We start from the raw sequence: 12,124 nt of genomic DNA on the forward strand, positions 1-12,124 counted from the left end.
CGGGGTTTTGCTTGCAACCCGGGGGCCTTGCCTTCAAATGTGGAGGCATGTCTTCCAGCGCCACCACTGATGGCATCAAAATCACCGTGAAGCCGGCCTACTGGCCCGAGCGCAGCTCGCCCGAGTCGGGGCAGTACGCGTTCATGTACACGGTGGAAATCGTCAACGAGGGGGAGGCGCCCGCGCAGCTCAAGGCGCGGCACTGGGTCATCACGGATGCCTCCGGGAAGGTGGAGGAGGTGAAGGGGGAGGGCGTGGTGGGCCGCCAGCCCCGCGTGGCCCCGGGCGAGCGCTTCGAGTACACGAGCTGGGCGATGTTGCGCACGCCCTTCGGGACAATGCGCGGCAGCTACGACATGGAGCGCCCGGACGGCTCGCACTTCGATGCGCGCATCGCCGAGTTCGCCCTCACGCTGCCCAACGCCCTGCACTGATGAACACGCCCGCGAACAAGCGAGGGTTGCTGCTCGTCAACCTGGGCACGCCGGACGCGCCCCACAGCGGGCCGGTGCGGCGCTACCTGCGCGAGTTCCTGAGCGACCCGCGCGTGGTGGACATCCACCCGGTGGGGCGCTGGATGCTGCTCAACCTCATCATCCTGCCCACGCGGCCCGCCAAGAGCGCGGAGGCGTACCGCAAGGTGTGGATGCCGGAGGGCTCGCCGCTGCTCGTGTACAGCCGGGCGCTGGAGGTGGCGGTGCGCGAGAAGCTGGGCCACGAGTACGACGTGGCGCTGGCCATGCGCTACGGCAGCCCGTCCATCCCCGACACCGTGGCGGCCATGCGCGCGCGCGGCGTGTCGGACTTCACGGTGCTGCCGCTGTACCCGCAGGAGGCCACGTCCTCGTCGGCGTCGTCGCTGGCGCGCGTGTACGAGGTGCTCTCCAGCGGCTGGGACGTGCCCAACGTGCGCGCGGTTCCGGCCTTCCACGGGCACCCGTCGTTCCTGGACGCCTTCGCGGAGGTCGCGCGGCCGGTGATTGCCGAGGCCCGCGCGGACCACGTGCTCTTCAGCTATCACGGCGTGCCGGAGCGGCACGTGCGCAAGACGGACACGTCGGGCCAGCACTGCTTCGCGTCCGCAGGGTGCTGCGACGCGCTCACGGACGCCAACCGGCACTGCTACCGCGCCCAGTGCTTCGCCACCACGCGGGGGATTGTCGAGCGGCTGGGACTTCCCCAGGGCGGCTTCAGCGTGTCCTTCCAGTCTCGGCTGGGGCGCACGCCGTGGGTGAAGCCCTACACGGACCTGGTGCTGCCGGAGCTGGCGAAGCAGGGCGTGAAGCGGCTGGCGGTGATGTGCCCGTCCTTCGTCGCCGACTGCCTGGAGACGCTGGAGGAGGTGGGCATGCGCGCCCGCGAGCAGTTCGTCGAGGCGGGGGGCGAGTCGTTGACGCTCGTCCCCTCGCTCAACGCCCACCCGACGTGGGTGGACGCGGTGGTGCGGATGGTGCGCGAGTCCGACGGCGCGGCTACTGCTGGGGCTTCGCCGTGGCCGCGGGGGGCACCGACTCCCGCGCGGTGAGCTTGAGCTTCACCGTGCCGGGCGGCACCTGCAGGGCGTTGGTGGGAAAGGGCCCGCGCGAGGACGACGCGATGGTGCCCTCCCACGTGCGCCACCGGCCGGCCTTCACCAGGAACTCACCCTTGCCGGTGATGCGCACCTCGGCGCTGGCGTCCGTGGTGGGAGGGCCCGCGGACTCGTCGGCGGGCTCGGCGTCCTCCTCGGCCGGGTCGTCCGCGCGCGCGGGCACCGCGGGCGGGGCGCGGCGGCTGGTCACCTTGCCGGAGAGCTGCTCGAGCAGGTCGTACTCCAGCGTGGCCACCTGGTCGTCGCCCTCCTGGGTGAGCGCGGTGAGCTTCACGCGGTTGCGGCGCTCCGTCTTGGTGGTGGTGAACAGGGGACCCAGCGCGTCGTGCGTGAGCAGCTCCGTGCCCAGCGCCCAGGTGTCGTTGGGGCCCACGGGCGCGAGCGGCAGCTCCAGCACCAGCGCGGCGATGTTGCGGTTGATGCCCTGGAGGCCGTCGAGCACGAAGCCGCGCTCGCTCAGCGCGCCCGTGTCCTCGGTGGTGTCCTTGCCCTCGGGGAGCACGCGCAGGCGGTAGTCGCCGGAGTTGGTGCGCTCCAGCACGTAGGTGAAGCCGGTGGGGAAGGACGCGGCGGGGGCGGCGGCGCGCGGGGGAGCAGGCTCCTCCTTGCCCTTGCCCTTCTTGCCCTTGGCGGGCGTCTCCTCGGCGGCCTCCTGCGGCGCGGGGGCGGCGCCGGAGCGCTCCAGGTCCAGGTGGTAGGTGACGGGGGCGCTCGCGGCGAGCTTCCAGCGGAGGGTGACCTTGGACGGGTCCACCGGAGGCTGGGCGGCGGCGGTGGGCGCGGCTCCCGGGGCGGGGGCGTCCTTCAGGCCCGGAGGACGAGGAATGGGCTCGAGCTGGCCTCGGGGTTCTTCCTTGCAGGCGGACAACGACAGGGCGACGACCAGTCCGAACAGGCTTCGCATCACGCGGGGACGCTCCTCTGGGAGTACACGCGGGATATCGGAGCCCCACCCCTCATTCAAGTCCGTCACCCGGCCGCGTGTCCCCCGGCGCGCCCGGGTGGAGTCACGGTCCGAGCGGGCCTCTGGCCCTGGGGACGTGCCCTCGCGGCGCTGCTGGGGGCCGCGAGGGTTGTCCGGATGCGTCATCGGGGCTCGTGGGCGACGTAGAGGTCGACCTGCTCCTTCACCTTGTTGGCGAAGTCGGGGTTGAGGCGCTCCAGGATGGCCCACTCCAGGTCCAGGTTGCGGCGGATGTTGGCGCGGGCGGAGCGCGTCTGGAGTTCGGGTTCGGAGGCGATGAGTTCGGCGGGGGTGGCGTTGGGTTTGTCGTCGATGGTGGCGCTCGTCGTCTGGCGCAGGCCGAAGGGCAGTGCCTGTGTCCTGGCGAAGGTGGTGGCGGCCATCTCGTAGGCGCGCACGACGAAGCGCCCGTCCGCGCGGACGCGGCCCTCGACGTAGAGGCGCGACCAGCTGGAGCCCATGTCGTAGTTGCCGCTCACCTTCCACGGCGTCTGGAGGAAGTAGGGGTCGGTGCTGGGCAGCAGCGCGTAGCCGCGCTCACCGAGCTCCGCCTCCGCGGCCTTCATCACCTGCATGGCGGGCAAGTCGTAGACGACGAGCCCGCTGGTCCGACCGAGCAGCGCCTTCTGAGGACTGCTGGCGCAGCCGGATGCGCACACGACCGCCACCAGGCCCGCGCAAACGGCGAGCCACCGTCTCGTCATCGTCATCGTCGCCTCGTTCCCGGGTGTGGCCGCGTGCGGAGGGAGACTCGCCTCACACGCGGGACGTCCTGAACAACGCGGAAGCGCGCGCGGCATATCGCGCGGCGCAGGCGGTGCGAGGCCGTCAGGCGCCAAGCCTCGGATGTGCCAGGGGCTGCGCGGCGCAGGCGGCGCGAGGTTGTCAGGGGCCATGCCTCGGATGTGCCAGGCGCGGCGCAGGCGGTGCGAGGTCGTCAGGCGCCAATCCTCGGATGTGCCAGGGGCCGCGCGGCGCAGGCGGCGCGAGGTCGATTCAGACGCCCTGCCTCGGATGTGTCAGGGACCGCGCGGCTCGGGTGGTGCCACGATTCGAGCGTGCGCCAAGCCTCGGATGTGCCAGGGACCGCACGGCTCGGGTGGTGCCACGGTTCGAGCGTGCGCCAAGCCTCGGATGTGCCAGGGACCGCACGGCTCGGGTGGTGCCACGGTTCGAGCGTGCGCCCTGCCTCGTGAGTGACGTCAGTGCATGCACTTGCGCCGGCATGCTCGAGGGCCCGCAGGTCTGTGCCACGCTCATGTGCCGGACGCGCGTGCCGGCCGAGGTGGCCGAAGCGCTCAGTGATGGGGCGTGCGAGGCGCGGCGGCGCGCGCGAGCCTGTCGCGCACCGCGATGCCCAGGCCGCTGGCCGAGGGCAGACAGGCCACGAGCACGTCGTGTCCCTTCTCGTCCGCCTCGCGCAGCCTCGCGTACAACACGCGCGCCGCGCCCGCCGGGTCCTCCGGCACGTCGAAGCGCGGCACATCCCCTGGCAGCTCCAGCCCTCGCGGCCCGAGCACGCCGACGCTCAACCCCTGCTCCCTCAATGCACGCACGCGGGCCGCGGCCTCTGTGGGCTCCGCGAGCACCACGCCCGCGCGGGGCGCGTAGTGCGACTCCAGCGAGCCCGACACGCGGACCTTCGAGGCCACGCGCACCGGCACCGGATGCCCCAGCACTCGCTCGATGGCCTCGGCCGACAGTCCGCCCGGCCGGAGGATGGCGGGCGAGCCGGAGCTCAAATCGACGATGGTGGACTCGACGCCCACGTCGCACGGTCCGCCATCCAACACGAGGTCCACGTCGCTCCCCAGGTCCACGCGCACGTGCTCCGCGGTGGTGGGGCTCACCCGTCCGAAGCGGTTCGCGCTCGGCGCCGCCACGCCGCCGCCCAGGGCCTTGAGCACCGCGAGCGCCACGGGGTGTCCGGGCACGCGCAGGGCCACCGTGTCCTGGCCTCCGGTGATGGCGTCCGTGGCGCGCGGCGTGCGCGGGAGCACCAGCGTGAGGGGCCCCGGCCAGAAGGCGTCCGCGAGGCGACGCGCGGCCTCGGGGACCTCCCGGGCCCACGAGGTCAGGTGCTCGACACCCGCCAGGTGGACGATGAGCGGATGGGTGGCGGGACGACCCTTGATGGCGAAGACACGACGCACGGCCAGCTCGTCCTCGGCGTTGGCCGCCAGGCCATACACCGTCTCCGTTGGCAGGGCGATGACACCACCACTGCGCAGCACTTCCACCGCGCGTTCGACGAGCTCCGGCTTTACCATGCGATGCCGCACTGTCGCGCCAGGAGGCGTCATGAGCAAGTCACTCGTCTTCGAGGCGCGCAGTCGGGCGCCCATCCCCGCGACGGAGCTGTTCGCCTGGCATGCCCGGGAAGGGGCGCTCGCACGGCTGACGCCCCCATGGGAGCGGATGGAGCTGCTCGAGCGCACCGGCGACGGCATCCACACCGGCGCCCGCGTCGTCATGCGGATGCGCATGGGCCCCATCCCCCGACGCTGGGTGGCCGAGCACACCGCGTACGTCGAGGGCTCCCTCTTCCAGGACACGCAGGTGTCCGGCCCCTTCTCCAAGTGGGTCCACACCCATCGCATGTGGCCCGAGCCCGCCACCCACTCCTCCATCCTCGAGGACGAAATCGAGTACGCCCTGCCCATGGGCCCGCCAGGCCGGCTCCTCGGAGGCGGCTTCGCGCGCCACACCCTGGAGCGGATGTTCGCCTATCGCCACCGGGTGACGCTCACGGACGCGCGACGCCACGCCGCGTTCGCGGACCAGGGCCCGCTGCGCGTGGCCGTCACCGGCGCGTCGGGGCTCATCGGCTCGGCGCTCCTGCCGCTGCTCACCACCGGAGGCCACCAGGTCCAGCGACTGGTGCGAGGGCGGGCGGACGCCTCGCGGCACGAGGTGGCGTGGGCGCCGGACAAGGGACAGGTGGACACCGACGCGCTGGAGGGCGTGGACGCGGTGGTGCACCTGGCGGGAGCCAATGTCGCCGGCAAGCGCTGGTCCCCCGAGTACAAGGACGCCATCCTCAAGAGCCGCTCCGAGGGCACGCTCACGCTGGCCGAGGCGCTGGCGAAGATGAAGAAGAAGCCCCGCGTGCTGGTGTGCGCGGCCGGCAGCGGCATCTACGGCGACCGGGGTGACGAGCCGCTCACCGAGGAGAGCGCGCCGGGCACGGGCTTCCTCGCGGACGTGTGCCGCGTCTGGGAGGCCGCCACCGCGCCCGCCGAGGCCGCGGGCATCCGCGTGGTGCACCTGCGCATCGGCCCGGTGCTGGACGCGCGCGACGGCGCGCTGGCGAAGATGCTGCCCGCGTTCCTCGCGGGCGGCGGCGGGCCCATCGGCTCGGGGCGCCAGTGGATGGGCTGGGTGTCGATGGAGGACATCCTGGGACTCATCCACTTCAGCCTCTTCACCCCGGCGGCCCGGGGGCCCATCAACGCCGTGGCTCCGGGCGCGGTGCGGCAGGCGGACTTCGCCCGGACGCTCGGCCGGGTGCTGCGGCGGCCCGCCTTCCTGCCCATGCCCGCGGCCGTCATCAGGACGCTCTTCGGGCAGATGGGGCAGGAGGCCCTGCTGTCGGGTGCCCGGGTGCTCCCCAACGCCGCCGAGCGGCTCGGCTACGCGTTCCTCTTCCCGGAGCTGGAGGGGGCGCTGCGCTTCACGCTCGGCCGCACCACGGCGGGCCCGGAGTTCCGCCATGGCTGAGCGGTTCGAGGCTTGACAATCCCCCCTGGGGGGACTGATGGAATGGCCCCCTATGATTCAGGTCGAAGGGCTGACCAAGTACTACGGTGAGCACGCGGCCATCCGGGACCTGGCCTTCACCATCGGCCAGGGAGAGGTCATCGGCTTCCTCGGCCTCAATGGCGCGGGCAAGTCGACGACGCTGAAGGTCCTGGGGTGCGTGCTGTTGCCAACCGCCGGCCGCGTCGTCATCGACGGCCATGACGTGGTGAGCAACGCCCACGAGGTGCGCCAGCGCATCGGCTACCTCCCGGACGTGCCGCCGCTCTACGAGGAGATGACGGTGGGCGAGTACCTGGCCTACGTCGCGCAGCTGCGCGGCGTGACGGCCAGGGACACCCCCGCGCGCGTGGGCGAGGCCGAGGAGAAGACGGGGCTTCGCGAGGTGGACGGCGAGCTCATCTCCACGCTCAGCCACGGCTACCGTCAGCGCGTGGGCGTGGCGCAGGCGCTGGTGCACAAGCCCGCGCTGCTCATCCTCGACGAGCCGACGAGCGGCCTGGACCCGCGGCAGATCGTGGAGATGCGCGACGTCATCCGCGGCCTCAAGGGCACGCACACGGTGCTGGTCTCCAGCCACATCCTCCCGGAGATCTCCCAGACGTGTGACCGGCTGCTCATCATCCACAAGGGCACGCTGGTGGCGCAGGGGACGGAGGAGGAGCTGGGCCGGAAGATGGGCGGCGGGGGCTCCGTCGAGGTGGAGGTGCGGGGCGACTCCGCGCGCGCCGTCGAGGTGCTGCGGCCCTTCGGCGAGGTGGAGGTGGGCAGCGCCCGCGACGGGCTGGTGGCCCTGACGCTGCGCGCGTCGCCGGACGTGCGGCCGCGCGTGGCGCAGGCGGTGGTAGGCGCGGGGCTGGAGCTGCTGCGACTGGACGTGGGCGCGGGACACCTGGAGTCCATCTTCCTCAAGCTGACGCATGGTCAGGAGGTGCGCGCGTGAAGGCGCTGCTCATCGCCCGCCGCGAGCTGTCCGGCTACCTGCGCACGCTCAGCGGCTACGTCGTCATCGCGGTCATCCTCGCGTTGAACGGCCTGTTCTTCAACGCGTACGCCCTGGGCGGCGCGAGCAAGCGCTCCGCCGAGGTGCTCTCGCAGTTCTTCTACTACTCGAGCGGCTTCACCATCGTCGCCTCGGTGTTCATCTCCATGCGCCTGCTCGCCGAGGAGCGACAGACGGGCACGCTGCCCCTGCTGTACTCCTCGCCGCTGCGCGACAGGGACATCGTGCTGGGCAAGTTCCTGGCGGGCTTCGCGTTCCTGGCGCTGTACGTGCTGTGCACGCTGTACATGCCGGTGCTGGTGCTGGTGAACGGCAAGGTGTCCTGGGGCCACGTGGGCGCCGGCTACCTGGGGCTGTTGCTGCTGGGCAGCGCGTCCCTGGCGGTGGGCACGTTCGGCTCGGCGCTGGCGAAGAACCAGCTGCTCGCGGCGATTACGTCCGCGGTGATGCTGGTGGCGCTCATCCTCTGCTGGTTGCTCGCGCGAATCACGGAGCAGCCGCTGGCGGACGTGTTCAGCGCGATGTCGCTGTGGAACCAGCACTTCCCGCCGTTCCAATCGGGGCTCGTGCACGTGCGTGACGTCGTCTACTACCTGGTGGTCACCTACGTGGCGCTGTTCGCGGCCACGCGGGTGCTCGAGGCGCGGAGGTGGCGATGAGCGCGCGCACTTCGGGGAGCGGGCTCATGGCGACGCTGGCCTTCGTGGCGGGCCTTCTGGCCGTCTTCATCGGCGAGCGCATCCTGGGCGTGGGGACGGGCCGCGGGCTCTTCTCCGGGCTCGGCGTGGCGCTGGCGGTGGGCGCGACGGCGTGGCGGTTCGTGGGCTCGCGCGGCGCGAGCCTCGACCGTCGCCGCGTGGATGGCTGGGTGCTGGGCCTGTACGGGCTGGGGCTTCTGGCGCTGGGGCTCTACTTCCTCCAGTCGGACCTGGGCCTGTCCCTGTTCGACGCCCCCCTGTCGCAGAAGGCGCCGAAGCTGGCGGTGATGCTGGCGGCGCTGTTCCCCGCGCTGCTCGCGTGCTGCCTGGTGCCGCTGGCGCTGGTGGAGGTCGCGACGCAGGCCATGGCGCGCGCGCCGGTGATGGAGACGGGCCGGGCCCGCAGCGCGCTGTACTCGGGGCTGGGGCTGTCCTTCGTGCTCGTGTTCGCGTTCGCCACCATGTACGTCGTCACGCAGGCGAACACGACCTGGGACCTGTCGTACTTCCGCACGGCGAAGCCCGGGGACTCCACGCGCAAGGTGGTGCGCGGGCTCAACGAGCCGCTCCAGGTCATGCTCTTCTTCCCGCCCGCGAACGAGGTGGGCGAGGCGGTGGGGCAGTACTTCCGCGACCTGTCGGTGGAGAGCCCGGGGCTGCTCAGCGTGGAGCGGCTGGACCAGGCGGTGGAGCCCGCGCGCGCGAAGACGCTCGGCGTGCACAACAACGGCACCATCGTCCTGGCGCGCGGTGAGCGCAAGGAGCCCTTCACGGTGGGCCTGGAGCTGGACCGCGCGCGGGGACAGTTGCAGCGGCTGGACCAGGAGGTGCAGCGGCGCCTCTTGACGGTGGCCAGGCCCCGCCGCGTCGTCTACTTCACCGCGGGCCATGGCGAGCGCGCGGAGACGCGGCCGGTGCCCGGGGAGATGCCGAAGCCGTCCGTGGCGCAGCTCAAGGAGTTGCTGCGCGCGCAGAACGTGGACGTGCGTCCGCTGGGCGTCGCGGAGGGACTGGGCCGCGAGGTGCCTGGGGACGCGGCGGCGCTGGTGGTGATGGGCGCCACGCGCGACTTCCTCCCCGAGGAGCTCACCGCGGTGCGCGAGTACCTGTCACGGGGCGGTCGGCTGTGGATGGCGCTGGAGCCGGAGGGCCCCAGCTTCGAGGCGCTGCTCGCGCCCATGGGGCTGAAGTACCTCGGCACGCCGCTGGCGAACGACCAGGTGTACTTCCGTACCGCCCGTCAGCAGAGCGACCGTGGCAACCTGGGCACGGCGAGCTTCAGCTCGCACCCGTCCGTCACGTCGCTGTCCGCGATGGCGGGCCAGTCCCCCGTGGCCTTCCTGGGCGCGGGCGCGCTGGACCAGCTCCAGCCGCTGCCCAACGGCGTCATGCACGACATCTCCGTGCGCGCGCATGGGGCCACCTTCGCGGACGCCAACGGCAACTTCAGCCCGGACCCGGGCGAGATGCGCCGCACCTGGCCGCTGGTGGTGGCTGTGGAGGAGCCCGCCGCCAAGGGCAAGGAGCCGATGCGCGCGGTGGTGATGGCGGACGCGGACGTGGTGAGCGACGTGGTGCTGCCCAACATGGGCAACGCGTACCTCGCGGTGGACACCCTGCGGTGGCTGACGGGCGAAGAGGCCGTCGCCGGCGCGGTGTCGTCGGAGGAGGACGTGCCCATCCAGCACACCCGCGAGCAGGACGTGGCGTGGTTCTACGCCACCGTGTTCCTGGCGCCGGCGCTGGTGCTGGCCGTGGGCTTCGTGACGACGCGGCGGCGGGGCCGCCGTGCTCCGCGCGCCAGCGTGGCGGCGGGAGGTGAGCAATGAAGGCCCGGGACCTGGCCCTGCAGGGCGCCCTCGCGGTGGTGGCGCTGGTGGCCGCCTACCTGGTGTGGCAGCGCGCTCCGGCGGGCGCCCCTGGTGACGTGACGGTGGTGGAGCTGCCGGCGCGCGCGCTGGACAAGGTGCGCTACGAGGACGAGGCGCGCTACGTGGAGCTGTACCGCGACGCGCGGGACCGGGACGCGCTCTGGGTCCGCCTGGGCTTCAAGCCCGCGAAGCCGCTGCCCCCGGTGGAGGGTGTCGCCGACGCGTCCGCCGACGGTGGCACGTCCGTGGATGGCGGCGCCGGCGCGGCGCTGGCACAGGGGGCGGCCGACGCGGGGACGCAGCCCTCGGCGCAGCCGCCTCCGCCTCCTCGCGACATGCGGGCCAACGAGGTCGCCCAGAAGCTCTATCCGCGCTTCGCTCCGCTGCGTGCCACGCGCTCGTTGGGCGTGCTCGACGAGAAGAAGCTGGCGGAGGTGGGGCTGACGGGCTCGCAGCGCAAGCTGACGCTGACGTTGGGTGGCAGGACGGAGTCGTTCACGCTCGCGTCGATGACGGGCGGGTGGGGGACGCCGTACCTGCGCCGTGACTCGGACGGACAGGTGTTCCTGCTCGGCCCCGCGTTGCTGCCGGACCTGGAGAACGCGACGACGCGCCTGGTCGACCGGCGGCTGCATGTCTTCGACCTGGGCGAGTTCGACTCGGTGGTCATCTCGTCGGGCGGCTCGTCGCGCGCGTTCGTGGCGAGCGGCAAGGCGCCCAACCCGGTGACGCTTTCGCCGGAGGAGTCGCCGGACAAGCCCGACGAGTTCACCCGCAACTGGCATGACCGCGTTTGGCGGCTGGTGCCGTTGGACCTGCTGGGCCGCGACGAGCAGCCTCCGGGGGGCGAGCCGAAGGAGTCCTTCCGCGTGGAGTACCGGCGCGGCGGCAAGCCGGTGGGCGAGCTGACGGTGGCGCGCGCGACGGATGGCTTCTACGCGCGCACCGAGCACACGCCAGGGTGGGTCCGGCTGCACGCGGGCGTGGACCCGCTGGCCGCCGAGGCCGCGCGGGTGACGACGCCGGTGTCCTCAGCCGGCGGTCCGTGACCCCCGGGGCTCCGGGGCGTCGGCGCGGCCCAGTCGCACGTCGACGAAGCTGTACGGCGCCCAGGGGCCGGTGAAGCGGAAGGTGTAGAGGTCCGAGCGCGCCGCGAGCATCCGGACCTTCGCCTCGAAGGCGGGGCCGTCGCGCCGGGCGACGAGGAAGGCCGCGTTGAGCAGCATGCGCTCGCCCACGGGCGCGTCGGTGCGAGACGCCGCCGCCAGCGGGCGCAGGCCCTCCAGCATGGCCGCCATGTCCAGCGCGGCGCGCAGCTCCACCGCGCGCCCCAGTCGCTGCTCGTGCTCGGCCTCCGACTCGTCCCCGCGCCGACGCAGCGCCTCGTCCTCCAGCTCCATGCGTCGGTTCAGGTGCTCGCGGTGGTAGAGCACCTTGAGCCCCAGCTCCACCTTGCCCTCCAGCGCGGTGAGCACGGAGGTGAGCGCCTCCTGCGTGGAGCGCAGCATGGCGCGCACGTCGGCCTCCGAGCCCAGCACGGTGCCGAAGGCCACGGGCAGCAGCGTGTGCTCGCGCAGCACCACCTCGGCGGCGCGCTGGTGCGCCAGCAGATGGGCCCGCGTCGGGTCCACCCTGCGCGAAGGCGTGGAGGACACCAGCGCGGCCAGCCCCCCCTCGCGCACGGCGCGCACGTGGCAGGGCGGCATGCCCAGGCCGATGGGACCGAAGTCCAGCGGGCCGTCGGCGCGCACCACGCCGTAGAGATACTGGGGCCCCGCGAGCTCCTCGGCCGTGGGGGCGTCCGGCTGGGGGCGAGCGCTCTTGCCCTGAGGGTCGGCCCGCACCTCCCGAGTGCTTGGGGCTGCGGACCGCATGGGGCGAGGGCTGTCGCCGCCTCGCGCGGGAGCGGCCTCACTCAGGATGACGGCCCCCCCGGTGCTCTCGAGCAGCGCTACGTCCCGCGAACCGTCGGGTGTCACACCGACGATGTGGCTCTCGGGCATCACCTGGGGCGGGACGTCGGGCGTCAGCGTGTCCGAGCTGGTGTGGGCAGTCCTGCTCCCGCGAGCGAGCGCTGCCTCCCCCAAGGCCGTATTGTCATCCGCGCCGCGACTCGCGGGTGTCAGCCTCCGTGTGGACGCAGCCTTGCTCCCGCGTGAGGGCACCAGCTCCGGAGAGACATCGGACGTGGGCGTCACCTCTCGCGTGACAGCGGCCTTGCTCCCACGGGACAGCGTC

Annotated in this window: 11 protein-coding genes; 7 read left to right on the forward strand and 4 right to left on the reverse strand. The window is 72.6% G+C overall.

What is annotated here, in order from left to right; translation table 11 throughout:
* Positions 1-47 precede the first annotated feature (47 nt).
* Together apaG and hemH are read left to right on the forward strand one after the other, a co-directional pair.
* Positions 48-434 carry a Co2+/Mg2+ efflux protein ApaG gene (gene apaG, locus K8640_RS16145; RefSeq protein WP_223747819.1) on the forward strand — a complete coding sequence of 129 codons (387 nt, stop codon included), beginning with the start codon at positions 48-50 and terminating at the stop codon, positions 432-434.
* The gene (gene hemH / locus K8640_RS16150) at positions 434-1,525 is read left to right on the forward strand and encodes a ferrochelatase (RefSeq protein ID WP_223747820.1); all 1,092 of its coding nucleotides are present in this window, start codon (positions 434-436) and stop codon (positions 1,523-1,525) included. Before apaG ends, hemH begins: the two co-directional genes overlap by 1 nt.
* Here the strand turns inward: hemH and K8640_RS16155 are convergent.
* The 3 genes from K8640_RS16155 to K8640_RS16165 all read right to left on the reverse strand — a co-directional run bounded on the left by K8640_RS16155 (position 1,473) and on the right by K8640_RS16165 (position 4,825).
* A complete protein-coding gene (locus K8640_RS16155; RefSeq protein WP_223747821.1) occupies positions 1,473-2,495 on the reverse strand; it encodes a hypothetical protein in 1,023 nt (340 codons plus the stop codon). The two genes, hemH and K8640_RS16155, sit on opposite strands and share 53 nt — an antisense overlap.
* 182 nt (positions 2,496-2,677) lie before the next feature.
* Positions 2,678-3,265 (reverse strand): hypothetical protein, encoded by a 588-nt coding sequence (locus K8640_RS16160; RefSeq protein ID WP_223747822.1) that lies wholly within the window; start codon positions 3,263-3,265, stop codon positions 2,678-2,680.
* A gap of 588 nt (positions 3,266-3,853) precedes the next feature.
* Positions 3,854-4,825, reverse strand: coding sequence for an L-threonylcarbamoyladenylate synthase (locus K8640_RS16165; RefSeq protein ID WP_223747823.1), 972 nt, complete (start codon positions 4,823-4,825; stop codon positions 3,854-3,856).
* 31 nt (positions 4,826-4,856) lie between these two features.
* On the opposite strand from K8640_RS16165, the gene K8640_RS16170 reads away from it, so the two are divergent.
* From K8640_RS16170 to K8640_RS16190, 5 genes are read left to right on the forward strand one after another with little or no spacing between them, the layout of a single operon-like run.
* The gene (locus K8640_RS16170) at positions 4,857-6,275 is read left to right on the forward strand and encodes a TIGR01777 family oxidoreductase (protein ID WP_223747824.1); all 1,419 of its coding nucleotides are present in this window, start codon (positions 4,857-4,859) and stop codon (positions 6,273-6,275) included.
* Between the two features lie 52 nt (positions 6,276-6,327).
* Positions 6,328-7,257: an ABC transporter ATP-binding protein gene (locus K8640_RS16175; protein WP_141329344.1), complete on the forward strand. Its 930-nt coding sequence runs from the start codon at positions 6,328-6,330 to the stop codon at positions 7,255-7,257.
* A complete protein-coding gene (locus tag K8640_RS16180) occupies positions 7,254-7,976 on the forward strand; it encodes an ABC transporter permease (protein WP_141329342.1) in 723 nt (240 codons plus the stop codon). The genes K8640_RS16175 and K8640_RS16180 overlap by 4 nt, the downstream gene beginning before the upstream one ends.
* Positions 7,973-9,844, forward strand: coding sequence for a Gldg family protein (locus K8640_RS16185; protein ID WP_223747825.1), 1,872 nt, complete (start codon positions 7,973-7,975; stop codon positions 9,842-9,844). Before K8640_RS16180 ends, K8640_RS16185 begins: the two co-directional genes overlap by 4 nt.
* Positions 9,841-10,935, forward strand: a complete 1,095-nt coding sequence (locus K8640_RS16190) for a hypothetical protein (RefSeq protein WP_223747826.1) — start codon at positions 9,841-9,843, stop codon at positions 10,933-10,935. Before K8640_RS16185 ends, K8640_RS16190 begins: the two co-directional genes overlap by 4 nt.
* Here the strand turns inward: K8640_RS16190 and K8640_RS16195 are convergent.
* Complete coding sequence (locus K8640_RS16195; protein WP_223747827.1) at positions 10,918-11,730, reverse strand: GvpL/GvpF family gas vesicle protein; 813 nt, start codon at positions 11,728-11,730, stop codon at positions 10,918-10,920. The two genes, K8640_RS16190 and K8640_RS16195, sit on opposite strands and share 18 nt — an antisense overlap.
* Positions 11,731-12,124: the final 394 nt, after the last annotated feature.

The organism is Myxococcus sp. XM-1-1-1 (genome assembly GCF_020037095.1).
Classification (GTDB): domain Bacteria; phylum Myxococcota; class Myxococcia; order Myxococcales; family Myxococcaceae; genus Myxococcus; species Myxococcus fulvus.

What these genes read in the sequence shown, in the direction of transcription:
- K8640_RS16160 (WP_223747822.1), bottom strand. Translation starts at nt 3,265, where the DNA reads ATGACGATGACGAGACGGTGGCTCGCCGTTTGCGCGGGCCTGGTGGCG.
- hemH (WP_223747820.1), top strand. Translation starts at nt 434, where the DNA reads ATGAACACGCCCGCGAACAAGCGAGGGTTGCTGCTCGTCAACCTGGGC.
- K8640_RS16155 (WP_223747821.1), bottom strand. Translation starts at nt 2,495, where the DNA reads ATGCGAAGCCTGTTCGGACTGGTCGTCGCCCTGTCGTTGTCCGCCTGC.
- K8640_RS16185 (WP_223747825.1), top strand. Translation starts at nt 7,973, where the DNA reads ATGAGCGCGCGCACTTCGGGGAGCGGGCTCATGGCGACGCTGGCCTTC.
- K8640_RS16175 (WP_141329344.1), top strand. Translation starts at nt 6,328, where the DNA reads ATGATTCAGGTCGAAGGGCTGACCAAGTACTACGGTGAGCACGCGGCC.
- K8640_RS16190 (WP_223747826.1), top strand. Translation starts at nt 9,841, where the DNA reads ATGAAGGCCCGGGACCTGGCCCTGCAGGGCGCCCTCGCGGTGGTGGCG.
- K8640_RS16170 (WP_223747824.1), top strand. Translation starts at nt 4,857, where the DNA reads ATGAGCAAGTCACTCGTCTTCGAGGCGCGCAGTCGGGCGCCCATCCCC.
- K8640_RS16165 (WP_223747823.1), bottom strand. Translation starts at nt 4,825, where the DNA reads ATGGTAAAGCCGGAGCTCGTCGAACGCGCGGTGGAAGTGCTGCGCAGT.
- apaG (WP_223747819.1), top strand. Translation starts at nt 48, where the DNA reads ATGTCTTCCAGCGCCACCACTGATGGCATCAAAATCACCGTGAAGCCG.